Origin of the sequence: Gulbenkiania mobilis, from assembly GCA_004346645.1 — a bacterium.
GTDB lineage: Bacteria > Pseudomonadota > Gammaproteobacteria > Burkholderiales > Chromobacteriaceae > Gulbenkiania > Gulbenkiania mobilis.
Map to the genome: position 1 here is coordinate 384,635 of SMDA01000001.1, position 26,151 is coordinate 410,785.

General features: G+C 62.2%; 21 protein-coding genes and 1 pseudogene. 7 read left to right on the forward strand and 15 right to left on the reverse strand.

The features are described 5' to 3' along the window. Nucleotides 1-44 precede the first annotated feature (44 nt). From EV669_RS01895 to EV669_RS01910, 4 genes are all read right to left on the reverse strand, one after another. Nucleotides 45-365: a BON domain-containing protein gene (locus tag EV669_RS01895; RefSeq protein WP_132097738.1), complete on the reverse strand. Its 321-nt coding sequence runs from the start codon at nt 363-365 to the stop codon at nt 45-47. Between the two features lie 141 nt (nt 366-506). Continuing rightward, the gene (locus tag EV669_RS01900) at nt 507-2,630 is read right to left on the reverse strand and encodes a catalase (RefSeq protein WP_132097739.1); all 2,124 of its coding nucleotides are present in this window, start codon (nt 2,628-2,630) and stop codon (nt 507-509) included. Between the two features lie 90 nt (nt 2,631-2,720). Continuing rightward, entirely contained in the window at nt 2,721-5,276 is a 2,556-nt protein-coding gene (locus tag EV669_RS01905) for a glycosyltransferase (protein ID WP_132097740.1), read from the reverse strand. Further along, a complete protein-coding gene (locus EV669_RS01910; RefSeq protein WP_132097741.1) occupies nt 5,273-5,857 on the reverse strand; it encodes a hemerythrin domain-containing protein in 585 nt (194 codons plus the stop codon). The genes EV669_RS01905 and EV669_RS01910 overlap by 4 nt, the downstream gene beginning before the upstream one ends. A 182-nt stretch (nt 5,858-6,039) precedes the next feature. Between EV669_RS01910 and EV669_RS01915 the strand changes: the two genes are divergently transcribed. The 3 genes and pseudogenes from EV669_RS01915 (at nt 6,040) to EV669_RS01925 (ending at nt 9,179) form a co-directional block, all read left to right on the forward strand. After that, entirely contained in the window at nt 6,040-6,282 is a 243-nt protein-coding gene (locus tag EV669_RS01915) for a hypothetical protein (RefSeq protein ID WP_054285069.1), read from the forward strand. Between the two features lie 137 nt (nt 6,283-6,419). Next, nucleotides 6,420-7,262 (forward strand): annotated as a pseudogene (gene galU / locus EV669_RS01920) (UTP--glucose-1-phosphate uridylyltransferase GalU); the annotation flags it as partial. A 471-nt stretch (nt 7,263-7,733) separates the two neighbouring features. After that, on the forward strand, nt 7,734-9,179 hold the full coding sequence (locus EV669_RS01925) for an RNA polymerase factor sigma-54 (protein WP_054285068.1): 1,446 nt from the start codon (nt 7,734-7,736) through the stop codon (nt 9,177-9,179). A 98-nt stretch (nt 9,180-9,277) separates the two neighbouring features. Here EV669_RS01925 and EV669_RS01930 read toward each other — a convergent pair whose 3' ends face one another. Then, a complete protein-coding gene (locus EV669_RS01930; RefSeq protein WP_054285067.1) occupies nt 9,278-10,405 on the reverse strand; it encodes a M14 family metallopeptidase in 1,128 nt (375 codons plus the stop codon). A 114-nt stretch (nt 10,406-10,519) separates the two neighbouring features. Then, a complete protein-coding gene (locus EV669_RS01935) occupies nt 10,520-11,089 on the reverse strand; it encodes a phasin family protein (protein ID WP_054285066.1) in 570 nt (189 codons plus the stop codon). A gap of 188 nt (nt 11,090-11,277) precedes the next feature. Here EV669_RS01935 and phaR point away from each other — a divergent pair, with 188 nt between their 5' ends. After that, nucleotides 11,278-11,868, forward strand: coding sequence for a polyhydroxyalkanoate synthesis repressor PhaR (gene phaR, locus EV669_RS01940; RefSeq protein WP_132097743.1), 591 nt, complete (start codon nt 11,278-11,280; stop codon nt 11,866-11,868). 66 nt (nt 11,869-11,934) lie between these two features. Here phaR and EV669_RS01945 read toward each other — a convergent pair whose 3' ends face one another. Then, complete coding sequence (locus EV669_RS01945) at nt 11,935-13,251, reverse strand: methyl-accepting chemotaxis protein (RefSeq protein ID WP_132097744.1); 1,317 nt, start codon at nt 13,249-13,251, stop codon at nt 11,935-11,937. 243 nt (nt 13,252-13,494) lie between these two features. On the opposite strand from EV669_RS01945, the gene rimO reads away from it, so the two are divergent. The 3 genes from rimO to EV669_RS14170 all read left to right on the forward strand — a co-directional run bounded on the left by rimO (nt 13,495) and on the right by EV669_RS14170 (nt 17,565). Then, nucleotides 13,495-14,787: a 30S ribosomal protein S12 methylthiotransferase RimO gene (gene rimO / locus EV669_RS01950; protein ID WP_318271267.1), complete on the forward strand. Its 1,293-nt coding sequence runs from the start codon at nt 13,495-13,497 to the stop codon at nt 14,785-14,787. 233 nt (nt 14,788-15,020) lie between these two features. After that, nucleotides 15,021-16,772, forward strand: a complete 1,752-nt coding sequence (locus EV669_RS01955; RefSeq protein ID WP_318271268.1) for a diguanylate cyclase domain-containing protein — start codon at nt 15,021-15,023, stop codon at nt 16,770-16,772. Between the two features lie 34 nt (nt 16,773-16,806). After that, nucleotides 16,807-17,565 carry a putative bifunctional diguanylate cyclase/phosphodiesterase gene (locus EV669_RS14170; protein ID WP_318271269.1) on the forward strand — a complete coding sequence of 253 codons (759 nt, stop codon included), beginning with the start codon at nt 16,807-16,809 and terminating at the stop codon, nt 17,563-17,565. Nucleotides 17,566-17,656: 91 nt separating this feature from the next. Here EV669_RS14170 and serS read toward each other — a convergent pair whose 3' ends face one another. The 8 genes from serS to EV669_RS01995 all read right to left on the reverse strand — a co-directional run bounded on the left by serS (nt 17,657) and on the right by EV669_RS01995 (nt 26,066). Further along, complete coding sequence (gene serS, locus EV669_RS01960) at nt 17,657-18,943, reverse strand: serine--tRNA ligase (protein ID WP_054285062.1); 1,287 nt, start codon at nt 18,941-18,943, stop codon at nt 17,657-17,659. A 2-nt stretch (nt 18,944-18,945) separates the two neighbouring features. After that, nucleotides 18,946-20,259: a replication-associated recombination protein A gene (locus EV669_RS01965; protein WP_132097745.1), complete on the reverse strand. Its 1,314-nt coding sequence runs from the start codon at nt 20,257-20,259 to the stop codon at nt 18,946-18,948. Nucleotides 20,260-20,387: 128 nt separating this feature from the next. Further along, complete coding sequence (lolA, locus tag EV669_RS01970) at nt 20,388-20,993, reverse strand: outer membrane lipoprotein chaperone LolA (RefSeq protein WP_054285060.1); 606 nt, start codon at nt 20,991-20,993, stop codon at nt 20,388-20,390. Between the two features lie 12 nt (nt 20,994-21,005). Beyond that, on the reverse strand, nt 21,006-22,598 hold the full coding sequence (locus tag EV669_RS01975; protein ID WP_132097746.1) for an NAD+ synthase: 1,593 nt from the start codon (nt 22,596-22,598) through the stop codon (nt 21,006-21,008). Nucleotides 22,599-22,705: 107 nt separating this feature from the next. After that, nucleotides 22,706-23,335, reverse strand: coding sequence for a MarC family protein (locus EV669_RS01980; RefSeq protein WP_054285058.1), 630 nt, complete (start codon nt 23,333-23,335; stop codon nt 22,706-22,708). A gap of 92 nt (nt 23,336-23,427) precedes the next feature. Then, a complete protein-coding gene (gene dapE, locus EV669_RS01985; protein WP_132097747.1) occupies nt 23,428-24,558 on the reverse strand; it encodes a succinyl-diaminopimelate desuccinylase in 1,131 nt (376 codons plus the stop codon). Further along, nucleotides 24,555-24,905, reverse strand: coding sequence for an arsenate reductase (locus tag EV669_RS01990; RefSeq protein WP_054285056.1), 351 nt, complete (start codon nt 24,903-24,905; stop codon nt 24,555-24,557). The genes dapE and EV669_RS01990 overlap by 4 nt, the downstream gene beginning before the upstream one ends. A 12-nt stretch (nt 24,906-24,917) precedes the next feature. After that, nucleotides 24,918-26,066 carry a PilT/PilU family type 4a pilus ATPase gene (locus EV669_RS01995; RefSeq protein WP_055433543.1) on the reverse strand — a complete coding sequence of 383 codons (1,149 nt, stop codon included), beginning with the start codon at nt 26,064-26,066 and terminating at the stop codon, nt 24,918-24,920. Nucleotides 26,067-26,151: the final 85 nt, after the last annotated feature.

Here is a 26,151-nt window from a genome sequence, read left to right on the forward strand (position 1 = left end):
GGCGCTTTCCCTCGGGAAAGCGCCCTGTCTGCATCAAGGACCGTTTAGTTGGTCGGGGTGCGGATAATGATGTTGTTGCGCACGTCCTTCACGTCCGGCACGCTGCGAGCGATCTCGGCTGCGCGTCTTTTTTCGGCTTCATTGGCCGCAAAGCCCGACAGCTGCACCACACCGTTCAGGGTTTCCACGTTCACGCGCATGGCGCTGACGGTCTTGTCCTCGGCCATGCGGGTCTTCACGCGGGTAGTGATGGTGGCGTCATCCACATACTGGCCCATCGAGCTCTGGCCGCTGGTGACAGCGCAGCCGGTCACGGCAGTCATGGTGGCAGCGGCAAGGCTGGCGGCAACGAGAAGCTTTTTCATCGGAATGTCCTCCGGCAATTGATCGGAATATCTCTGCGGCAAATCCGCCCTGTGTGAATAGCAAGGGGCGTGCCCAAAGCAGGCCCAGCATTGCAAAGAAAAAGCCCGGCCGTAGCCGGGCTTGCATACTAATCAGGCGTTTTACGCCGGAATCTGCATTTTGTCTGCACGCATCCAGAAGCGGTGCATACCGATCGCTTGAACAAATTGCTGGGCGAGAGCCTTGTCGGCGCCGCCCTTTTCAGCCAGCAGCACGCCGTCCTGGGGGGGGACACCGTCCTGAACGATGCCGGTCATGCGCAGCAGGTCCACCCCGTAGCCGGCCGCTGCAATCGGCTTGCAGTGCTTGTAGGCTTCCATCACGAAATGGAGCATGTCTCCGTTGGCCTTGAGAACTTCCAGACTGTCGGGACCGCAGGGCACGAACACCGCGTCGAACATGACCGAGGGCATGGTCTTCGGGGTAGCGTCGATCGGCAGCCCCGGCCCCCCCTGTGCGCCGACCAGGCCGCCCAGTCTGACCGAGATGATCTTGGTGAGAGCACCGGCCGCTTCCAGCCCTTCCTTCATCGCTTTGAGCCCATCCACGTCCACTCCGTCTGCTGCCAGGATGGCGACCTTGCGGGTGCGGATGGTGCCGTTGCCAGTCCCGATCATGCTTAGCGCGGGGGACGGCATCACTTCGGTGGAGGCGGTCGGGCCGGGCTGACCTTCCAGTGCCAGCCCCAGGTTATCGGCCACACGCTGTGCCAGTGTGGCGTCGACCTGCTGCAGCATGGTGACGATGCGTGCGCGTACCGTTACGGTTTCCACCCGGCCCAGTTCAAAGCTGAACGCCTCGACGATGTGGTCCTGCTCGGGCTGGGTCATGCTCAGCCAGAACATGCGGGCCTGGGTGTAGTGGTCCATGAAGGTGTGGCTGCGATCGCGCAGTTTCGGGCCGCTCTCTGCATCAGGATAGGTAACGAAGCCGCGTTCCGGCGGAGCCTCCTTGGGCAGGCCGCCGGCGAGCGTGTTGGGCTCATAAGCCACACGCCCCGTGTAGATGCGGTGCTGGTGGAAGCCGTCGCGCTGGTTGTTGTATACCGGGTTGATCGGGCGGTTGATCGGAATCTGGTGGAAATTGGGGCCACCCAGGCGCAGCAACTGGGTATCGGTGTAGGAAAACAGCCGGCCTTGCAGCAGCGGGTCATTGGTAAAGTCGATGCCGGGCACCACATGGCCAATGTGGAAGGCCACCTGCTCGGTTTCACCGAAGAAGTAGTCGGGGTTGCGGTTGAGTACCATTTTGCCGACGCGTTTTACCGGGATGATCTCCTCAGGGATGATCTTGGTGGAGTCCAAGAGGTCGAAGTCCAGCTTGTCCATGTCTTCTTCTGTGATCAGCTGCAGACCCAGCTCCCATTCGGGATAGTTGCCAGTCTCGATCGCTTCCCAGAGGTCGCGGCGGTGGAAATCCGGATCGCGGCCCGCCAATGTCTGGGCTTCATCCCAGGACAGGCCATGGATACCCAGCAGGGGCTTCCAGTGAAACTTGACGAAGGTGCTCACGCCCTCGGCATTCACCAAGCGGAAGGTGTGGACGCCGAAGCCCTCCATCATGCGGTTGCTGCGGGGGATGGCGCGGTCCGACATCGCCCACATGATCATATGTGCCGACTCGGGCGTGACGGAAATGTAGTCCCAGAAGGTGTCGTGGGCGGTGGAACCTTGCGGCACTTCGTTGTGCGGCTCGGGCTTCAGCGCATGGACCAGGTCCGGGAACTTGATCGCGTCCTGGATGAAGAACACCGGGATGTTGTTGGCAACCAGGTCGAAAATGCCTTCCTGGGTGTAAAACTTGGTGGCAAAGCCGCGCACGTCGCGCACGGTATCGGCCGAGCCGCGCGAGCCCTGCACGGTGGAGAAGCGAACGAACACCGGGGTGCGCACCGCCGGATCCTGCAGGAAGTGGGCACGGGTGTACGGGGCCAGTGATTCGTACACTTGGAAGTAGCCGTGCGCACCGTGGCCGCGAGCGTGCACCACACGCTCCGGAATACGCTCATGGTCGAAGTGGGTGATCTTTTCCCGGTAGATGAAGTCTTCCAGCAGGCTGGGCCCACGCGTGCCGGCCTTGAGCGTATTCTGGTTGTCGACGATACCCACGCCCTGGTTGGTGGTCAGCATGGCGGCCGGGGCTTCACGGTTGGGTTCGAGCTCGGCCACCTTGGATACGGCCTGGATAGGGGTTACGTCGGCATCTTGCGGCTTGCTGCTGTTCATCGGTTTCTCCTGGAAAGAGGCCTGCGGCCTGAGGTTGGCCGAAGGAAGGAAAAAGCCGGCCTCGGTCGGGGCCGGCTGTGCGGATGCAGCTCAGTGCACGCCGAAGGCGGAACCGGTGGTCGGCTTCTGTGGCGGCGGGACGAAGCCTGCTTCGAAGGCCGGTTCGTCTTCCTCTTGCGGCGCAGTCTCAGTCACGGAGGTGGCGGAGACCACGATCTCCGGTACCGTGATCTGGGCGATGTCCTGCTCGGCACGCTTCTGCAGGGCTTCCTGGATCAGGGTATGAATGGCGGTTGCAGCGCCATCCCACGAGAAGCGGGCCACGCAGGCCTGACGGCGTACATCCCAGTCGGCGCGTTCCTGGGCGGTTTCCGCCAGGGCCTGCTCGCAGGCGGCAATGAAGCTGTCGTGGCCGTCGCTCAGACGCACCACATCGGAGTACAGACCCACCACATCATGGATCGGTGTGCTGACCACGGTCTTTTCCGCAGCCAGATATTCCAGGGTCTTGGTGGGGCTGATGAATCGGGTGGACTCGTTCAGCGCGAACGGGAGCAGGGCGACGTCCCAGCCGGCCAGGAAGTAGGGCAGGCGCTCATAGCCTTGCTGTCCCAGCCAATGGATGTTGTCGCGCTGGGGCAGCGAGGCCGGGTCGATCTTCACCACCGGACCCACCATCACGATCTGCCATTCGGGATGGGCATCGGCAAGACGCGCCACCAGCTCGGTGTCCAGACGCTCGTCGATCACACCATAGAAGCCCATGCGTGGACGGCCAAGATGGCCCTGCAGCTTTTCGACGTTGGGGTCGGTATCGCTGCGCGGTGCGAAATGCCCTGCATCCACAGCACTCGGGAAGCAATGGATGTTGTGATGCTTGTCGCGCTTGGATTCGAACAGGCTCGGTCCGCCGGTCAGCACCAGGTCGGCACGCCGCATCAGTTCGGTCTCACGGTCCAGCATTGCCTGCGGCGCGCCCTTGAAGGCAGCCAGCTCGTCCATGCAGTCGTAGATGATGGCTTCGGGCTCCAGGCCTTCCAGCAAGGGCAGCGCCATCGGGGTGTAGCACCACACCATATAGTCGTCGACCCCGTTTTCCTGCAGGTAATCGTCAAGAAGATGGCGCAGGGTCGGCATCTGGGCGTCGCTGAAGCCCCATTGTTCCACCGGCGTGTGCGGGCGCAGGACGGTGATGTTCTCGCTCGGCTCGAAATGCTGCAGGAAGGCCTCGCCATCGATGCGTACCGGCTCTTCGAAGACGATCACGTTGTAATGACGTGCCAGGCGCGACAGCAGGTGCTGCGGGCGTTGATAAACGAAGTCCCAGCGCAGGTGGGAAAATACGATCAGGTTTTTCATGTTCTTCTCTCCGGTATTGAGGGTTGACACAGCAAGGTGTTGTGGCAGGCGCTGCTGCCAGCGCCGCAGGCTTTTCGCCAACGGCCAGTGCAGGCGACGCTGGATCGGCGCCGTCTTGTTGTCGGTTTCAGCGGGCAGTACTGCGTCCCACAGGCCGCTGTGGTGCCAGTGACTGAGGTCTTGCCAATCCGGTCGGTCCACCGCCGGGTACAGGCATAGCCCTTCCACCGGCACGCCGGCCCGGCGCACGCGTGCCACTTCTGCGGCGATATCGTTCAGCCAGGCGGAACGGCCTTCACCGACGTGACCGGTCTCGGCGACCACCACCGGTCGGCGGTAGCGCTCCCACACTTCCGTTAGCAAGTCGCCAAATGGCAGCCGGCGCGGGTCGTTCAGGTGCCAGTGCAGGCGTTCGTTGGTGTCCACCTCCCACTGGCCGCTGTGGTAGTGGTTCACCCCGAGAAGGTCGAGTGCGGCGGGATGGCCGCCCAGCTGGGGCTCACGCCGCCCGGCCAGCATGTCCCAGGCTTGCCACTGGTAGTCACGGACTTCCTGAGCACGTGCAGCCAGGTCCGGACGGTCTGCAGGGTGGGTGATGTGCACCACCGGCTCGATGTGCAGGAAGCGTGCGCGTGGGTCCACCTCGCGGATGGCCTCCATGGCTGCGAGGGTGGCCTTGACCAGCCGGCACTTCAGCGCATAGCCGCTGCGCGGTGGCTGATCCGGATCGGGCGCGTGGGCGTCGCCACGATACGGGTGCATCAGGTTGGTTTCGGTCGCCGCCCAGGCAAAGAAGCTGATTTCGTTGATCGGTGTATAGACCGGCGGCAGGTCGGACAGCGGCCGGATCATCGCCGCGGTCTTGGCGGCATATTCCACGAAGCGTGGCAGAAAGCTGTCGCTGAACAGATCCACATCCTCGGGCATGCCGTAGTGCATGAGCGTCCACAGCACCTGGATGCGGTGTCGCTGGGCGGCCGAGGCGATCCGCAGCAGCCGGCTGAAGTCGTAGCCGCCTCCTTGGGCAATGGGGCGGGCACATAGCCTCCACCCCAGGCTCTCGCGCACGGTGCGGATGCCCAGTCTGGCCAAGCGTGCAAAATCTTCTTCCACCTGTTCCGCATGACCGGATAGGGCCGCCATATCCAAGGGCTGGCCCCAGCCATTCACATGATCGGCCCCTTCGAAGCCGGCCATCCAGAAGGAACGGAAAACGCCTCCCGGCGCCCGGCGGACCATGCCGCCAGGTTGGCCGAAGGCGCGCTTTCGAAACGTGCTGCCTGTCATGGGTTGCCGGTGCTCCCCGCTGCACGGCCGCTGCGGCGTGCTGCCGGCGTCTTGACATTCTTTTCCAGGTCTTCCATCGCGTCGGCCACCAGGCTTTCGTCCAGCAGACCCATTTCCGTCATCAGTTCACGGCGACGGCTGACCATGGTTTCCAGCATGCCGATCCAGTCCAGGCGCGAACGGCCCAGCTGCGGGAAGAGTTCGCCTTCTTCCTCGCGGACGTGATGCTTAACGTATTCGCACAGCACGGTGAAGCTGGCCGAGTACTTGGGATCGTCCGGGTTCATGGTCTTGATCTGGGCGATCAGCTGCTTGGCGCTTTGGTGTTCCACCTCGGCCTCGTCGATCAGGTTGTCTTCCGCCACCTTGGTGCGCGCGGCGGGGTAGAGCAGTTCTTCTTCCAGCTGGGCGTGCACTTCCAGCTCGGCACAGGTGCGCTCCACGATGGCGGTACGGGCCTCACGGTCGGACTCGGGGTCCAGTTTTTCAAAATCGCGGTGGGCTTTCTTCATGCGTTTGTGGTCTTCGATCAGCATGCCCAGCAATTCTTCACGGGCACTGCTCTGGCTGCGGGTTGCCATAAGAGTCTCCTTGCGGCGGGGTCGGGAATCGGTCGCAGGCTTGAACTGCGCACCCTTGGCCGTCAGCAATTCACGTGCCGGCAGGATCCACGGCTTTTGATGCGAGCAGCATTAAAGTGCGCTTAACACAGGCACGATGTTTGCTGATCCATGACGCACGAATTTGAGACAAGGAAGCTGCCATGAGCCAGAAGAGACCACCGTCCCCCCCGGCAGATCAGGTCACGCCGCTGACCGAACAGGAAAACGGAGTCGACCCGCGCCGTCCGCGGGTGCCGCGCCAGCCACATGAACGGGACGAGTCGCCCGACAGCCAGCAGGGCTATGAGGACGCCCGCATCGAGCAGGCCCATGATGACCTTGAGAACGGGCTGGTCGATACCGACCGCCGGGGGCCGGGCGACCAGAGCTATGTGGACCGCTGACCGCATGGTCGATGCTGCCACGCCCCTGCATTGAACTGTCCAGCAAACGAAAACCGAACTGGGACCTCCCCATGAATTTCGAAACTTCGAAAAAACGTCCCGCTTCCCTCGCTGAGGCATCCCCCCGTACCGGTGTAATCCGCAAAGCCGTGTTCCCCGTCGCCGGGCTGGGCACCCGCTTCCTCCCCGCCACCAAGGCTGTGGCCAAGGAAATGCTGCCGGTGGTGGACCGGCCCCTGATCCAATATGCGATTGAGGAAGCCCGCGCTGCGGGAATCACCGAGATGATCTTTGTCACCAGCCGCACCAAGCGTGCGATCGAAGATCATGTGGACCGCATGCCGGATCTGGAGGCAGAGCTGGAGCAGCAAGGCAAGCATGCGCTTCTGGAGGAGTTGCGAGCGCTTACGCCCGAGGGCGTGAAGTTCAGCTTCGTACGCCAGAGTGCGCCACGCGGGCTGGGGCATGCCATCCAGTGTGCGCGGCATCTGGTGGGCAACGAACCCTTCGCGGTGCTGCTGCCTGACGACCTGATCGACGCGCAGCCCGGGGCGCTGGCCCAATTGGTAGCCCATTACGAGAAGGTGCCGGCCAGCCTGGTGGCGGTGCAGCCGGTCAAGCGTGAGGACACCCGTCGCTACGGTATCGTGGACATCCATGCCACTGATGCGCGCGGCGCCCGCCTCAAAACGGTTGTGGAAAAGCCCAAGCCCGAAGACGCGCCCTCCACGCTCGGCGTTGTGGGCCGTTATGTGTTCACCCCGGCAATTTTCGATTGCCTTGATGGTCTTGAGGCGGGGGCCGGAGGCGAGATTCAGCTCACCGATGGCATCGCTCGCTTGCTGCAGCATGAGTCGGTGTTTGCTTATCGCTATCAAGGTAAGCGCTACGATTGTGGTAGCAAGCTCGGGTATCTGGAAGCCACGCTGGCATATGCCCTTAAGCATGCTGAGCTTGGCAGCGACTTCCGGCAACTTCTGCTGCACACTGCCCAGCAGCTTACCGATCTGCCCGCACGCCGTTTGGCGGGCCATGCCCAGACTGTGGTGCGCCCGCTCGATATCGGTCCGCTCAAGCCGGCGGCATCGACGGAGAACGAACTGGACGACGCCACGCTCGCCAGCTTGGCCGAAGCGGCGGTGGTGGCCCGTTCGGCCAACGGTAGCGCGGCTTCCTCCTCCTCGCTGTCCTGATGGGACGGAGCGCCTGATCGTGCCCCTTGCGTGCCCAGCCGAACCCGGGCACGCTGTTTGCTACTATTCCGGTGCCCGGCCCGTCCGACAGAGCGCCCCTCTGCGGCACGGCCGGGCCCGCCCTTCCATCCGAAGCAAGGGCGCTGACCAAGAACACGAGCCGATGACAAAGAGCATCGTCACGCACACAACAAGCACCGACGGGCCTGCGGCAGACGGACCCGCCCGGTGGCAGACGGAATATTGCAGGAGCTATGCATGAATGCACCGGTAATCCGGCTTGAGTCCCGCCAGCAGCAAACCCTTACCCCTCGCCTGCAACAGGCCGTGCGCCTGCTGCAGCTTTCGTCGCTGGACTTCGCACAGGAGATCCAGCAGGCACTGGATACCAACCCCTTCCTGGAGCCGGATGATGACGGCGAGGAAGGGGTTGGCCAGGATCTGGACGGCATGGCAGGAATGGCCTCGGTCGCGCCTGCCGAAGAACTCCCCGTGGCCGCCCCGGCCCAAGACGACCATTCCAGCCGAGAGGATGCACAATGGGACACCGAAACCTGGGGCTCCGGCTCTGGGGCCAGCCACGGTGACAGTGATGTCGACATGATGGACTTGGCAGAATCCACCGTATCGCTGCGCGATCACCTGCATCGTCAGGTGAACGTGATGCCGCTTTCCGAGCGCGACCGCCTGCTGGCGGCGGTGATCGTCGAGGCCCTGGATGACGACGGCTACCTGCGCCTGACCCTGGAAGACTTGCAGGAGATGGTGGAACTCGATCCGCTGCCGGACGAGACCGAAATGCAGACTGCCATCCGCATTGTGCAGTCGCTGGAACCCAACGGCGTGGGCGCCCGCGACATCCGCGAATGCCTGCTGCTGCAGGTGTGCGACATCCCCGACGAGGCGGAGCGTGCCTTGGCCGAGCGTATCGTCGCCCATCACTTGGAACAACTGGCCCAGCGCGATATCTCGCGCATGGCCAAGGCCCTAGGATCCACCGTCGCCGCTGTCGAGGCGGCCTGCGAACGCGTCCGGCACCTGGACCCGCGCCCGGGCTGGCGCTTCGGTTCGACTGCGGTGCAGTTCGTCACGCCCGATGTGATCGTGCGCAAAGTAAAGGGCGAGTGGCAAGCCACGCTCAACCCCAGCGCCATTCCCAAAGTGCGCCTCAACAAGGTGTATGCAGAGCTGTTCCAGAGCCACCGCGAATCGCACCATGGCGACCTCGCCTCTCATCTGCAGGAGGCACGCTGGACGGTACGGAACGTAGAGCAGCGCTTTGCCACTATCCTGCGCGTGGCCGAAGCCATCGTGAAACGCCAGAAGAACTTCCTCGAGTATGGTGCGCTGGCGATGAAGCCGCTGGGGCTCAAGGAAATTGCCGAGGAGCTGGGGCTGCACGAATCCACGGTTTCGCGCGTTACCAATAACAAGTATCTGGCCACGCCGGCCGGTGTGTTCGAACTGAAGTATTTCTTCTCGCGTGCGCTGCCCACTTCCAGTGGAGGAGCCTGCTCGGCGACCGCCATCCGGGGAGTGATCAAGGACCTCATCGATGGTGAAGATGCGACCAACCCGCTCTCGGATGCGGAAATCGCCCGCCTTCTCGCTCGTCAAGGGTTGCAAGTGGCGCGCCGGACCGTGACCAAGTACCGCCAGATGATGCGCGTGCCTGCAGTGGAGATGCGCCGTCAGCGCGTGTAGCGCCGGTAAGGTTGGCCGAAGCAAAGCGGCCTTGGGCCAACCTTTCAAGAGAAAACCGCCCCGGAGGGCGGTTTTTTCATGATGAGGTGCGGTATGGACTATCGCAGCTGGTTGATCACGGCGTAGATCGCCGTCAGTGCTGCCTCGCCCAGACGCAGACTACGCTGGCCGCTCCAGCCGTAGTCATCGTCCGGCAGGTTGTCGTTGTCCTTGAAGGGCATTTCCAGCGTGTAGGCCAGACAGTCGAAACGGTTGCCCACCCAGGCCGTCGCCATCGACAGGTTGGCCGTGCCGGGCGCGTCCTTGGCATAGCCGAATTCATCCTGAAAGTCCGGGCTCGCCAGATGCAGGTAATGCTTGAAGCGTTCTTCCAGTGCGGCGATGCGCGGGTTGTAGCTTGGCACACCTTCGGTGCCAGCTACGAACACATACGGGATCGCCTCGTCGCCATGGATGTCCAGGAAGAGGTCCACGCCAACTTCCTCCATCTTGCGACGTACATGAAACACCTCGGGGCTGCGCTCCAGCGACGGCTCCAGCCATTCGCGGTTGAGATTGGCGCCCGCCGCATTGGTGCGCAGGTTGCCGCGCACCGAGCCGTCCGGGTTCATGTTGGGCACTACATAAAAGGTGGCCTTATCGAGGAGGGCGCGGGCTGTGGGATCCTGCGGGTCCAGAAGACGGTTCAGGAAGCCTTCGACGAACCATTCGGCCATGGTCTCGCCAGGATGCTGGCGCGCGATCACCCATACCTTCAAGTCGGACTCCACCTGATGGCCGATGGTCAGCAAGTCCAGGTCTCTGCCTTCTACCGTTTCCCCCACGCAGCTCACGTCGCACAAGCCGGATCCCTGGGCTTGGCCGATAAGGTTGAGATGCTGCTCGTAGGAATAGGGTTCGAAATAGGCGTAGTAGACACTATTGGCCAAGGGCACATGTTCGACCGTCATCACGCCATTGGCGTAGGTGCTGGACACACGGAACCAGTTTACCCGGTCATAGGAGGCCACTACCTGGTAGTTTTCCCAGCCCGCGGGATAGGCGCATTCACCGGCGTTGAGGAAGCGCAGCGTGCAGTTCTGATAGGCCGCCCCTTGCAGGCGGAAGTAGAACCACTGGGCGAATTCGGCGGCATTGTCGCGGCGGATCCGCAGCTGGATGTCGTCGAACGTTTCGGCGGAAACGATCTCGATGCTGCCGGCATCGAAGTTACTGCTGATTTTCATGCGCAACCCTGGAAGGACGGACAAAGGAATGGTGGCATTGTACGCCCGCCGGCGGCCGGACAGCAAAAACCCGGCGCAGCAGTGCGCCGGGTTGCAGAAGCGGGACGTATGCGATCAGGCCTGCGCGGTCGGGCCTTGCGGTGCGCGACGGCTTACCGTCTTCACGGCTTCGACGGTGGCATGTGAGGCGGCCTTCACATTGGTGTCGGTGAATTCAGCCATCTGCTTGGCGACTTTGCTCAGACTGCTCATCGCGGCCGTGGCGGTTGCAAGCGAGGACTTGGCTACATTGACGGCGGTCTCGGAGCCGGCCGGAGCATTTTTGGAAAGGTGGTCCAGACCGTTGGTCAGCGACTTGGTCAGGGTGTCCACGCGGTCTTCGGCCAGGCGGGTGAAATCCCCCTGAACCTGCGATGCGATGTCGTACAGGGTGCGGGACTGTGCCAGCGAGCGCTCCATGGCCTGAGTGGAGTATTTGCGGGCTTCTTCCATGGCTTCCGCGGTCAGACCAAGCTGGGTCAGCTGGCGGGCGGCGGCCACGTTTTCTTCAAGAATCTGCTTGGAGGCTTCAAACTGGAAGCGCATCAGGCGTTCGGTGCTGTCGAGCGACAGTTGGGCAAAGCGCAGCGCGCCTTCCACCAGGTCCATCGAAAACTGGTTCAGCTGTTCGGTGTTGTTGACCATAGTTAACCTCTGCTGGTTACGAGCGATGTAGGGGGTGCGGTGCCGGGTTTTTTTGCGCACTGCACAATAAGTGGCAAAATGTATCACGGCGGTGCAGCATACGCCTAGGATGATTGCTCTATATTGTTGTATTTATGGTAAATTGCACGCGCACAACACCAACCACAATACAAAACCGGGAGTAATGAATGAGTGTTGAGAAGCGGGTCATCAAGAAGTACCCCAACCGGCGGCTGTACGACACCGCCACCAGCTCGTACATCACGCTGGGGGACGTGAAGCAGCTGGTGCTCGACCAGGTCGACATCCAGGTGGTGGATGCCAAGACGCAGGCGGACATCACTCGCAGCGTACTGCTGCAGATCATCCTGGACGAGGAAAACGGCACCATGCCGATGTTCAGCTATGAAGTGCTCACGCAGTTCATCCGCTTTTATGGCCAGGCCATGCAGGGCATGATGGGGCCCTTCCTCGAGCGCAATCTGCAGGTGTTCTCGCAGCTGCAGCAGAAGATGCAGGAGCAGACGCGCGCGCTCTACGGGGAAAATGCCATGCTCAACCCCAATATCTGGTCCGACCTGATGAAGTTTCAGGGTCCGAACATGCAGAATATGATGTCCAACTACATGGAGCAGAGTACCAACCTGTTCCTGGATATGCAGAATCGCATGCAGGAGCAGACCCGTCAGCTCTTCAGCGGCTTCGGTTTCAATCCCTATGCCGCGCCCGGCAGCCAGGAAAAGGGGCCGGACAAGAAGGACGAGCCCCCGAAAGGCTGACCTTCACGGCAGTGAAAGAAAAACCGGCTTCCGAGAGCCGGTTTTTTGTGCCTTGGCCGAAGCCGGCTATTGCTTCAACGCATCGGCAAATCGGCCGATTGCATCCACGACCTGCCGGGCGCCCTCGTGGATCTCCACGATTACGGCGCCGGCGCTGTTGGCCAACGCCACCCCCTGCTCGGCCTTGCTTCGGCTGGCCTGCATGTTGTCCACCGCGCTCTTTGCCAGTGCCTGGTTCTGGCGCACCACGTCGGCGATCTCGATCGTTGCCTGGCTGGTGCGGGCCGCCAAGTGGCGCACCTCGTCGGCCACTACCGCAAAGCCGCGTCCCATCTCGCCCGCCCGGGCAGCCTCAATCGCCGCATTGAGCGCAAGCAGGTTGGTCTGGTCGGCGATGCCGCTGATCGTCTCCACGATCGAACTGATCCTGTCAGACTGCTGGCTAAGGGCGCCGATGTCCTGCGACACACCCTGCAGTTCGCCTGCGATGTGCTGCACCACGCTGACAGTCTCGCGTACCACGGCCGCGCCCGCGCTGGCGCTCTCGTCGGTTTTCTGCGAGATGACATAGGCCAGCTGTGCCGCCTGATGTTCTTCTTCGCGCTGCAGCGTCTGCTCGGTGACATCGGTGGCAAACTTCGCCACGCCATACTGCCGCCCCCGTGCATCGAACAGTGGGTTGTAGGTGGCGCGCAGCCATACCGTGCGGCCGTTGCGGTCCAGACGCCGGAAGCGCCCCGAGATGTATTCGCCTTGCGTGAGGCGCTGCCAGAACCCCCGGTAATCGGGTGCATCGGCCTCGGACGGGTCGCAGAACATCCGATGATGCTGGCCACGGATGTCTTCCAGGCGGTAGCCCATCATTTCCAGAAAGTTCTCGTTGGCGTTCACCACCCGGCCTTCCAGGTCGAACTCGATGACGGCCGTCGACCGGTTGAGCGCATTCACCAGGCTGTCCTGCACTTGTGCCTTGCGGATGCGCGCAGTGATGTCGGACGCGAGCTTGAGGATGCGGCGTACCTGGCCATCCGCCCCGCGCAGGGGGATGTAGCTTGCCTCCAGCCAGATTTCCCGCCCGCCTTTGCCGTAACGCAGAAACTTGTCGGTAAAGCTCTCACCGGATTTAAGCCGTTCCCAGAAGCGGGTATAACCGGGGCTTGTCACCTCGTCGCGGCTGCAGAACAGGCGATGATGCTGGCCACGGATTTCCTCCAGCGTATAGCCGACCGTGTTCAGGAAGAGGGGGTTGGCATCGAGGATGGTGCCGTCCGGTGCGAACTCGATCTGTGCCAGGGCGCTGCGAATGGCGGCGAGCGTGGCTTCGAGTTCGGCATTGCGCGCCTGGCAGGCAAGCATATCCTTCTTGAGGGCGCTGTTGAACATGGTGGGGTCTCCTTCTGGTGGGGCCTGCTATCGGACGGCAGCGCGGCGGGCAGGGCTGTTTTCACAAGCATACACCGCCTGCTGACCAGGACCATGGCGGATTTCCCCTAGTGTCAGTGCTACCCGTGCCGCCTCATGACTTTCACAGACGAACTCTTCAGTCAGGGTGCTTTAAAGGGTTGTATACTTTGCGATTTTTATTTCTAACTCGTACTGCCCAGCATGAAAGCCCCGCGCATTGGAATGGTGTCCCTTGGTTGCCCGAAGGCCCTGGTGGATTCCGAACAGATCATTACCCGCCTGCGGGCGGAAGGTTACGACATCGCCGACAGCTACGACGGGGCCGACCTCGTCGTGGTGAATACCTGTGGTTTCATCGATTCCGCCATCACCGAATCGCTGGATGCCATCGGTGAAGCGCTGAACGAAAATGGCAAGGTCATTGTCACCGGCTGCCTGGGCGCCAAAGACGATGTGGTACGTCAGGTGCACCCCTCGGTACTCGCCATCACCGGCCCGCATGCAGCCGACGAAGTACTCAGCCAAGTGCATGCCCACCTGCCCAAGCCGCATGATCCTTTCGTGGATCTGGTACCGGAGGCGGGCATCAAGCTCACCCCGCGTCACTACGCCTATCTCAAGATTTCCGAAGGATGTAACCACCGTTGTACCTTCTGCATCATCCCCTCCCTGCGGGGGGACCTGGTCAGCCGACCGGTGCACGACGTGCTGCGCGAGGCGGAGAACCTTGCACGCAGTGGTGTGAAGGAACTGCTGGTAATCTCGCAGGATACCTCTGCCTACGGGGTGGACATGCGTTACCGGCTGGGCTTTCACAACGGTCGTCCGGTCCGGACGCGGATGACGGAGCTGTGCGAGGAGCTGGGCCGGCTGGGCATCTGGACCCGATTGCATTATGTGTACCCCTATCCGCATGTGGATGAGGTTATCCCCCTGATGGCCGAGGGCAAGCTGCTGCCATATCTGGACATTCCTTTCCAACATGCATCGCAGCGCGTGCTCAAGGCAATGAAGCGTCCGGCCAATGTCGATAACGTGCTCAAGCGCATTGAGAACTGGCGCGCCATCTGTCCAGACATCGCGCTGCGGTCCACCTTCATCGTCGGCTTCCCCGGCGAGACCGAGGCGGACTTCGAGGAACTGCTGGCCTTCCTGCGCGAGGCCCGGCTTGATCGCGTCGGGTGCTTCACCTACTCGCCCGTCGACGGCGCTGCCGCCAATGCCCTGCCGGGGTCTGTACCCGAGGAGATCAAGGAGGCCCGCAAGGCTCGTTTCATGGAGGTGCAGGCCGAAATCAGTGCGGCCAAGCTCGCGGCCAAGGTTGGCCGAACCATGCAGGTGCTGATCGACGAAATCGACGACGAGGGTACCGCGATCGGCCGCACCTACGCCGATGCGCCCGAGATCGACGGGCTGGTCTTCATTGAGGATAGCGCTGGTCTGGCTCCGGGAGCGTTTGCCAACGTGTCCATCGTCGATGCCAGCGAACATGATCTTTGGGCAGAAAGGCTCTGAGCGGGCAGGAACGGAGTTGCACCGGGGCTGTCAATATTTGTGGTATTGATCAAATGCAAACTATTTGTTCAGCATTTCCACTATAGTGGCTGCCTCGGCCTCAACAAAAGCTGAAAGCTCGTGCGGATTTGACCTCGGGCATTGCAGCGAGGCCTCGGGAACAAGTCCCGGGTTACCGTTTTTTTGAGAATGAATAATGTTCAGCCCTTCTCGCGGGCTGCCCGATCTCGCTGATGTCTGAAACCAAAACCAAGGCCATGTCCCAGCTTCTGCAACCCATCAAGCAGATCGTGACACCCGACATCCTCAGCTGCGCGCCGGAGACGCCGGTGTTCGAAGCTGCCCGGCGCATGGCCGAGACGCGTTGCGGCTCTATCATCGTGATGAACGAAACCGGGGAGGCCCTGGGCATCTGGACCGAAACCGATGCCCTGAAAGTGGACTTTTCCGACGAGAAGAGCTGTCGTCAGCCGATTTCGGAGGTAATGAGCCAGCCAGTGGTCACCCTGACCGGGGAAATGACGGTGCACGATGCCACCGGCGTGTTCCGCAAGAACAATATCCGCCATGCCTTGGTGTCCGATGGCAAGCAGTACCTCGGCGTGGTTTCGGTCACCGACATTATCTTCAACCACGGCGCCGAGGCTTTTCTTGGCCTCAAGCGGCTGGACGCGCTGGAACTCACCCCTGCGGGAGTGATTGACGCTGGCGCCGACATCCGGGATGCCATCAACCGCATGCGTGCGTTGACGGTGGATGCGCTCGGGGTCCGCTTTGCCGATGGCAGCCACGGCATCCTTACCCAGCGCGATGTCATCCGCCTTCTGGCCCAGGGCGGTCGCGCCTCCACGGCAGGGGAGGCCAGCTCGGCCACGCTGCTGTCGCTGCCGGCCTCAACCAGCTTGCTGCAGGCGCGACGGCTGCTGATCCAGCATCAGGTGCGGCACCTGGGTGTGCTCGACAATGCAGGCCAGTTGGCCCATATCGTCGGCCTTGGCGATATCCTGCAGAACATCGAACATGAGTTCGTGCTGGAACTGCACCATGCCCTTCGCGAGCGGGATGAGGCACTGCTGCGCTCGCGCCAGAGCCTGCTTCTGGCCGACAAGGTGTTTGAATCCACCCTGGAAGGCATCCTCATCACCGATGGGTACGGCATCATCCGTTCCGTCAATCCGGCCTTTACCCGCATCACCGGTTATTCGGCCGAAGAAGCCATCGGGCAGACGCCCGCCATCCTCAAATCCGGCAAGCAGGCCCCAGAGTTCTACGAGCACCTGTGGAACAACCTCAAGAAGGAGGGCTTCTGGCAAGGAGAGGTAATCAACCGCCGCAAGAACGGCCTGCTGTATACCGAGCACCTCAGCATCACCGGCATCCGCGACGAGAGCGGTGGCTTTGCCAACTATGTTGCGGTCTTCTCGGACATCACCCAGCGCAAGCAGGCCGAGGAGCGGCTGCACTTTCTCGCCAACCACGACGCGCTGACCGGACTGCCCAACCGCACACTGTTCATCGAAAAGCTGCAGATGGCGGTGATGCACGCCAAGTCCAACCATCAGCGGTGTGCGCTCCTCTTCATCGACCTGGACCGCTTCAAACTGGTCAACGACACGCTCGGCCATCATGCCGGCGACGAGCTGTTGTGCGAGATTGCCGAAGGTCTGCGTCGCAGCGTACCGGCGGATGGCACAGTGGCGCGGCTTTCGGGGGACGAGTTCATCATCCTGCTGGAGAACGTCGGTACAGTGCAGCAGGTGGCTAGCCAGGCGCAGGCGGTGCTGGACCAGATTTCCGGCGAAACGGTGGTGTCGGGCCAGGAGGTCTTCGTTTCGGCCAGCGTGGGGATCAGCATGTACCCCGAAGACGGCACCAGCGCCGATACCCTGTTGGTGAATGCCGATACCGCGATGTATCGCGCCAAGGAGCGGGGCAAGAACACCTTCCAGTTCTACACGGCCGACATGAACGCGCGGGCGCCTTGAGCGCCTGCGTCTGGAGTATGCGCTGCACCGTGCGTTGGCGCAGGACGAACTCCAGGTGTGGTACCAGCCCAAGGTGCAGCTGGCCACCGGGCGCATCATCGGCGCCGAAGCCCTGATCCGTTGGCAGCATCCGGAGATGGGCATGGTATCGCCTGCGGTTTTCATCCCCATCGCCGAGGAGAGCTCGCTGATCGTCAGCCTGGGCGAATGGGCGTTTCGCACGGCCTGCGAGACCGTGGCCGAGTGGAAGCGCCAGGCACTCTTCCCGGGCCGGATCGCGGTCAACATTTCCGGCCGCCAGCTCAAGTTCGGCGGGATCGCAGAGCTGGTCAACCGAACCCTTTCCGACCTGGGGATGCCCAGCGACTGCCTGGAGCTGGAAGTAACCGAAAGCGTGGCGATGGACGACGACAGCGGCATGATCGACGTGCTGTACCGTCTGCAGGAGCTGGGCGTCTATCTCTCCATCGACGACTTCGGCACCGGTTACTCCTCGCTGTCCTACCTGAAGCGCCTGCCGGTACGGGGGCTGAAGATCGACCGCTCATTTGTGCTCAACCTGCACGAAGACCGGGATGATGCCGCGATTGCGCGCGCGATCATCTCGATTGCTGGCAGTCTGGGACTGGATCTGGTGGCCGAAGGGGTGGAGCTGGAGGAGCATCGGGAGTTTCTGCTGCGCAACGGCTGCATCTGGGCGCAAGGCTACCTATTCAGCCGCCCGTTGCCACCCGCAGAGTTCGAAGCACGACTGCGGGCACAGCAGGCCGAGGACCTCAAGGGCGCTCGCTAGACCAGGCTTCGGCCAACCCTAGCGCAGGCCGGAGCGATTCAAAGCAAAACGCCGGGCAAGGCCGGCGTTTTGTCGTTTCGATATGGCTTCTTCAGCTGCCGATGCGTTCCTTGCCGCCCATGTAAGGACGCAGTACCTCCGGAACAGTGACGCTCCCATCGGCATTCTGGTAGTTCTCCAGCACGGCCACCAAGGTGCGTCCCACCGCCAGACCCGACCCGTTGAGCGTGTGCACCAGCCGGTTCTTGCCGTTCTCGTCCTTGAACCGGGCCATCATGCGCCGTGCCTGGAAATCGCCCATATTGGAGCAGGAGCTGATCTCGCGATAGGTTTGCTGCGCGGGCAGCCACACTTCCAGGTCGTAGGTTTTGGTAGCGCCGAAGCCCATGTCGCCCGCGCACAGTGTGACTACACGGTAGGGTAGTCCCAGCTGCTGGAGGATCACCTCAGCATGGCCCACCATTTCCTCCAATGCTTCGAAGGAGTGGTCCGGATGGGCGATCTGCACCATTTCCACCTTGTCGAACTGGTGCTGTCGGATCATACCGCGCGTGTCACGACCGTAAGCGCCAGCCTCCGAGCGGAAGCATGGCGAATGCGCCGTCAGGCGGATCGGCAGCTCATCGGCCTTGAGGATGCTCTCGCGCACGGTATTGGTCAGCGTGATCTCCGAAGTGGAAATCAGGTACTGAGCGGTACCGCTGTCATCGTCACCCTTCTGCACCTTGAACATGTCCTCGGCAAACTTCGGCAACTGGCCGGTGCCGTACAGCACGTAGTCGTTGACGATGTACGGTGTGTACATCTCCGTGTAGCCGTGCTCGCCGGTGTGGGTATTGAGCATGAATTGCGCAAGGGCGCGGTGCAGCCGGGCGATGTCACCGCGCAGCACGGTAAAGCGAGCGCCGGACAGTTTGGCCCCGGTGTCGGCATCCAGGCCCAGCGGCGCGCCGATGTCGACATGATCCTTCACCTCAAAGTCGAAGGCGCGGGGCGTACCCACACGGCGCACTTCCACATTGTCCTGCTCGTCCCGGCCGGAGGGGACGGACTCGTGCGGAAGGTTGGGGATGGACAGTAGCCATTCATCCAGCTTCTTCTGTACCACCTCGAAGGCGCCTTCGGCAGCCTTCAGCTCGTCACCGAGGGATGCCACATCGGCCATGATGGCCGAGACGTCCTCTCCTTTGCGCTTGGCTTCGCCAATCTGCTTGGACGTGGCATTGCGTCGGGCCTGCAGGTCCTGCATGCGGGTCTGCAGCGCCTTGCGCTCGCTTTCCAGCGAGGCGAACAGTTCGGTGTCCAGTACATAGCCACGCAGTGCCAGACGGTTGGCCACCGCCTGCACATCGTTCCTTAGCAATTGAATATCGAGCATTTTTATTCCTGTTGTTTCGCCTGTGCGTCCAGTTGTCTGAGAAACGCCAGTTTTTCCGAGATCTTGAGTTCCATGCCGCGGGGCACAGGCCGGTACCAGCCCGGCTCTTCCATGCCGTCTGGCAAATAGGTCTCTCCTGCGGCATAGGCATGCGGTTCATCGTGGGCATACCGGTAGGCCTTGCCGTAACCCAGTTCCTTCATCAGCCGCGTCGGGGCATTGCGCAGATGCACCGGCACCTCGCGCGAGCGGTCCTTCTTTACGAAGGCTCGGGCCTCATTATACGCGTTGTAACCGGCATTGCTCTTGGCGGCCACAGCCAGATAGATCACGGCCTGGCCCAAGGCCAGCTCGCCTTCGGGGCTGCCCAGCCGCTCATAGGTATCGGCCGCGTTCATGGCTACCTCGGCGGCGCGTGGGTCGGCCAGGCCGATGTCCTCCCACGCCATGCGGATCAGGCGGCGCGCCAGATAACGCGGGTCGGCGCCTCCGTCGAGCATGCGCGTCAGCCAGTAGAGTGCGGCGTCCGGATGTGAGCCGCGCACCGACTTGTGCAGGGCCGAGATCTGATCGTAGAAGGCATCTCCCCCCTTGTCGAAGCGTCGGGCATTGAGGGTGAGCACCTCCTCGAGAAAGGCGGCATCGACCGTCGTGGCACCGCGCACTTGGGCCGCGGTGCGTACCTGCTCCAGCAGGTTGAGGAGCCGGCGGGCATCGCCATCGGCATAGCCAATCAGGATGCTTTCGGCTGCGGCATCGAATGACAGCCCTGCCAAGGCACCGCTGTCACGGGCACGGCCGATAAGCTGCCGCATCTCCTCATCGCTCAGACTGTGCAGCACGTACACCTGCGCGCGGGAGAGGAGGGCGGAATTGACCTCGAACGAGGGGTTTTCGGTGGTGGCCCCGATGAAGGTCAGCAGACCGGATTCCACATACGGCAAAAAAGCATCCTGCTGGGCCTTGTTGAAGCGGTGAACCTCATCCACGAACAGGATGGTATGACGTCCGCTCTGTGCCAGGAGCGTCTGGGCGCGCTCCACGGCCTCACGAATGTCCTTGACGCCAGAGAACACCGCCGAAAGCGGGATGAACTCGGCGTCGAAGGATCGCGCCAGAATGCGTGCCAGCGTGGTCTTGCCCACACCCGGCGGGCCCCATAGGATCATCGAATGGGGCGTGCGGGACTCCACGGCCAGTCGTAGGGGTTTGCCCGGGCCGATCAGGTGTGCCTGACCGACCACTTCGTCAAGCGAACCGGGCCGCAGTGCTTCGGCCAACGGTTTGCGGGGTTCGTGCTGGAATAGATCATCCATGGGCGACGGTGTCACAAGGCTCAATCGGCCAGTTTAATGCATCGGGCCGCCAGCGTCAGAAGCGGTGTCCGGCAAAAGAAAAGCCCCGCCACAACGGGGCAGGGCTGTTCCTGGGGGCGCTGCCTTTCTCACTCGCTCAGCACGTCCACTCCCTTGGGCGGGGTAAAGGTGAAGTGCGAGGCTGCAATCGGCGGATTCTTCTTCAGGTTGTCGAAGCGGATGCGGGTGACGTTGCCAAAGCTGTCGGCCAGCTCCATCTCACGCAGGGTGTTACCGCTAAACCCCATGCGAATCGACTCGAAGGTATTCTCGGATTTGCGCGGGGCGGCCGTCAGCCACTCCAGGCCGTTCTGGGTGCCTGCTTCCTTCAGCGTGTAGTCGCGCTCGATCGCGTTGCTACCGGCCAAGAGCGCTGCTGGGCTGGAACCCAGCGCGGCATCAAGCGGCTTTGTAGTCACCTGCGCTAGCTCCCGATCGTAGATCCACAGCTTCTTGCCGTCGCCTACGATCTGCTGGTCGTAAGGCTTGTTGTAGTTCCAGCGAAATTTGCCAGGGCGGGCGATCTCCAGCGTGCCCTGCGCCTCGTCACGCTTGCCTTTGGCCGTCACCGTTTGGTGAAAGCTGGCCGAAAGGGTCCGGCTTTCGGCCACGAAGGCCTTGAGTTGCGGAATGGCAGCAGCGCTAGCAAACGGCGCCAGCACCAGCATCGACAGGGCAAAGAAGCTTTTTTTCATGCAGTCGTCCGGTTAGCTGAATCGGTTGGTGATCGGATAGCGCCAGTCCTTGCCGAAGGCGCGCTGTGTGATGCGCGGGCCCACCGGCGCCTGGCGCCGCTTGTACTCGTTGATCTTGAGCAGGCGCACCACACGGCACACGTCGCTCTCTTCGAATCCGTCGGCGATGATGTCCTCGGCCGACTGGTTGAACTCGACGTAGCGCTGCATGATGGCATCCAGCACATCGTAGGGCGGCAGACTGTCTTGGTCTTTCTGGTCGGGACGAAGTTCCGCGGAGGGCGGGCGCTCGATGATGCGGCGCGGAATCACTTCCCCTTGCGCATTGCGCCATTCGGCCAACTGGTATACCAGAGTCTTGGCCACATCTTTCAATACTGCAAAGCCACCTGCCATATCGCCATACAGCGTGGCGTAGCCGGTGGTCATCTCCGACTTGTTGCCCGTGGTCAGCACCAGCTTGCCGGTCTTGTTGGACAACGCCATCAGCAGGGTCCCCCGGATACGGGCCTGCAGGTTTTCTTCGGTGGTATCTTCGGCCAACCCTGCGAAGCTCGGGGCAAGCGCGCTGCGGAAGCTCTCGAAGATCGGCCAGATGGCGATTTCCTCGTACTTCACCCCCAGGCGGGCGATCATGTCGCGAGAGTCGTCCACGCTGATATCGGCGGTGTAGCGTGAGGGCATCATCACCGCATGCACCTTGTCGGCACCCAGGGCATCCACGGCGATCGCCAGTGTCAGCGCCGAGTCGATCCCGCCCGAGAGGCCGAGCAGCACCCCCGGAAACCCGTTCTTGGTGATGTAGTCGTGTACACCGGTCACCAGGGTGCGGTAAACGCTTTCCTCCGGCCCGGGCAGGGCAGTACGCGCGCCAACTTGCAGATCGCCGTCGTCGAAGTCCACCATCAGCAGGCTGTCGGCAAAGGCAGGGGCTTGCGCCACCACTTCCCCAGCCTTGTTGAGTGCGAAGGAGCCTCCGTCGAACACCAGCTCATCTTGGCCACCAAACATGTTGACATAGGCAAACGGCAGGCCGGTTTCCTGAACCCGGTAGGCCACGATCTCGCGCCGGGTTTCAATCTTGTTGCGGTGGAAGGGTGAAGCGTTGAGCACCACCACCACCTCTGCTCCGGCATCGGCGGTCTCGGCGGCCGGGTCCAGAGCCCACACATCCTCGCAAATCAGCACACCCACCTTGGTGCCGTTCTGTTCGAACACCAGAGGAGCAGCGCCCGGCAGGAAGTAGCGGCATTCATCGAATACTTCATCGTTGGGCAGCAGCATCTTGTGGTACTGCCCCAGCCGGTTGCCGTCGCGCAGGACGGTCGCGGCGTTGAACCGTTCGTTGCCCAGCTTGACCGGATGGCCGATTACCAAGGTAATGCCATCCAGCTCCAGCAGTTGATCCAAGGCCGCATCGCACGCCTTGTAGAAGTGATCGCGCAGTAGCAGGTCTTCCGGGCTGTAGCCGGTGAGGGCGAGTTCCGGAGTCACCAGGACATCGGCGCCGGCGCGCATAGCTTCCTGCGCGAGGTCGAGGATCTTGCGGGTGTTGCCGGCCAGATCGCCGACGACAGGATTGAATTGGGCCAGTGCAATGCGCATGGAAGTGAGCTGTCCGCGAAGAAAAATTCAAAGCCCCCGATTCTAACCCAGCACGGCGGCATGGCGGGGGACCAGGAAAACCGGGTGTGCGTGCGGGCCCGGCGTGTTCAGCGAGTCAGTTGCGGGAAGAGACGGTAAACCCCGTCCACCACAATCTCGACCGATACCGCGGCAAGGAGCATGCCCATGACCCGGTTCACGATGTTGATTCCGGTCTGGCCCAGCAGCCGGCTGATGGGCGAGGCCATGACCAGCGCACCGTAGCAGGTGATGGCAACGAGGATGCCGCTGACCACCAGATACAGAAGCTGCAGCCAGCCTTGCCCGCTGGAGGCATAAATGATGACGGTGGAAATGGTGCCCGGGCCGGTGAGCAACGGGATGGCCATCGGCACGACGGCGATATTGGTGCGCGCTTCGGCTTCCTCGCGCTCCTCGTCAGTGGTTTTGGTCGGTGCGGGCTGGGCATTCATCAGAGCAATGGCGATCAGCATCACCAGCAGCCCGCCACCCACTTGGAACGAGCCAAGACTGATGCCCAGAAAACGCAGCAGGGATTCGCCGACCAGGGCAAAAACGCCGACCACTACGGCCACGGCGGTGGCGGATGTCTTGGCGATCCGCTTGCGCTCCGCCTGGCTGGAGCGCGGCGTCAGGCTGATGAAGATGGGGATGGCACCCAGCGGATTGACCAGCACCAGGAGCGAGATGAAGATTTTGGCGATTTCGAGTTCCATAATGCCTTGATGGTAGCGGCTGGCCCGAAAGGGCTCAATCCGGTATGGGACAGGTTTCTCCGGGTACGGGACACGCCGCACCCGGAAGGCGGTCACGCCAGCAGTTTTTCCAGCGTCCTGCGGTATACCGCCGAAAGACGTTCAATGTCTTCCACCGCCACGCACTCGTTCAGTTTGTGGATGGTGGCGTTGACCGGACCGAACTCCACCAGTTCACGCGCGATGCGCTTGATGAAGCGGCCATCGGACGTGCCGCCACTGGTGGACAGGGCGGGCGACAGACCTGTCACCTCACTGATCGCCTCGCCGAGCGCGGCGGTGAGCGTGCCCGGCTCCGTCAGGAAGGGATTGCCCGAAAGCGCCCACTCCAGGTCGTATTCGAGCCCGTGACGGTCCAGGATGGCATGCACGCCCTGCTTGAGGGTGTCGGCGGTGTTTTCGGTTGAGAAGCGGAAGTTGAACTTCACCTCGCAGGTGCCCGGGATGACGTTGGTGGCGCCAGTGCCTGCATGCAGGTTGGACACCTGCCAGCTGGTGGGGGGGAAATGGGCATTGCCCCGGTCCCATACCGTGTCCGTCAGCTCGGCCAGCGCCGGCGCCAGCAGGTGTACCGGGTTGCGCGCCAGATGCGGGTAGGCGATATGACCCTGTTGGCCTTTGACGGTCAGCGTGCCCGACAGCGAGCCGCGCCGGCCGTTCTTGATGGTGTCGCCCAGCGTGCTGGTCGAGGTCGGTTCGCCCACGATGCAGTAGTCGATGGTCTCGCCTCGCGCTTCCAGCCAGTCCACCACACGCACGGTACCGTCATGGGCAACGCCTTCTTCGTCGGACGTGATGAGCAGGGCAATGCTGCCGCTGTGGTTGGGGTGCCTTTGGACGAAGTCCTCGATGGCAGTGATGAAGGCGGCCAGCGATGCCTTCATGTCGGCCGCGCCGCGTCCGTAAAGGTAGCCGTCCCGAATCGTGGGCTCGAATGGCGGGGTGTGCCACTTTTCCATCGGGCCGGTGGGGACCACGTCGGTATGGCCGGCAAAGCACAGGACGGGGCCGCCATTGCCGCGGCGGGCCCAGAAGTTGTCCACTTCGCCAAAACGCAGCTGCTCCACCTGAAAGCCGAGTGCTTCCAGGCGCTCGATCATCAGCAGCTGGCAGCCGGCATCATGTGGGGTAATAGAGTCGCGCCGGATCAGGGCTTCGGTCAGGGCAAGGGTAGAGCGGCTCATCGGTCGAACACCTCGCGGTAGCGGGACTCGTCAAAGCCGATCAGCAGCTGGCCCTTGTGCTCCAGCACCGGGCGCTTGATCAGGGAAGGGTTGGCCGAAAGCAGGGCCAGCGCGCCCTGCGGCGTATCGGCCTGCGCCTTGTCGCTGTCGCTCAGGCCGCGCCAGGTGGTGCCCTTGCGGTTGAGCACGGTATCGAGCCCCGCCTTTTGCACCCATTCGGCCAGGGCCGGGCCGGGAACACCCTGCTTCTTGAAATCGTGGAATGTGGCGTCAATAGCCTGGTCGGCCAGCCACTGGCGGGCCTTCTTGACGGTGCTGCAGTTCGGGATGCCGTAAATCGTGGTCATGGTGGTGGGCGGTCAGTCGTTAAGGGTAAAACCGTCGAAGCGCGGCGCGTCTCCGTCGTGGGGGCTGGGCAGCGGAGTCGCCGGGGCGTCGCTGCTCTTCTTGTCTTGCGCATGATTGACCAGCCAGTACAGGTTGGTGGGCGAGTCTGCGTTTCGCAACGCTTCGTCGAGGGTGATGCGGCCCGCCTGATACAGCCGGAAAAGTGATTGTTCAAAGGTCTGGGCACCATCGCTCATGCTGTTCTCGATGGCTTCCTTGATCTGGTCGATCTGTCCGTTGCGGATCAGTTCGGCGATGTGCGGGGTGTTGACCATCAGCTCGATCGCAGGGACCTGCCTGCCGTCCACGGTGGGGATCAGCCGCTGCGAAATGACCGCACGCAGCGAGACCGACAGGTCCATCAGCAGGGCTGTCCGCGATTCTGGCGGAAAGAAGCTGATGATGCGGTTGAGCATGTGATAGCTGTTGTTGGCATGCAGCGTGGACAGGCACAGGTGGCCGGACTGTGCGTAGTTGATCGCATATGTCATCGTCTCCGCATCACGGATTTCGCCGATCATCAGCACGTCCGGCGCTTCGCGCATCGCGTTTTTAAGTGCGTTCTGGTAATTGAGCGTGTCTACCCCGATCTCGCGCTGGTTCACGATCGACTTGCCGTGCGCGTAGATGAACTCGATCGGATCCTCCACCGTCAGGATGTGCCCGCTCATGCGCTGGTTGCGGTTTTCGAGCAGTGCCGCAACGGTGGAACTCTTGCCGCTGCCGGTCGCACCGACCACCACAATCAGGCCGCGTTTCTGCTCTACCAGCGGGCGCAGTTTCTCCGGCAGGTTCAGCGCCTCCAGCGAAGGGATGTTCGGCAGGATGTAGCGGATCACCATCGCAACATGTCCCCGCTGGCGGAAGATGTTGATGCGGTAGTTGCCCAACCCCTCCACCTGCCGGCCGAAATTCATTTCCAGCTCGGTCTCGAAGCGCGCGATCTCGGCCTCGTTCATCAGGCTGTAAGCCAACTGGCGAACGGTCTCAGGGGCCAAAGGCTTGTCGTTGACCGGCAGCGTGGTACCGTCAATCTTGATCTGCGGCGCTGCATGAGCGGTGAAGAAAAGATCACTGGCTTTCTTTTCGGCCATCAGACGGAAAAAGGGCAGCATCAACATGCTTCGTCATCCTGCGGTTACGGGGGCAGGGTGGTACCCCCTCAACAAAAAAGCCCGCCGACAGGCGGGCTTGCGGCCAGACCCG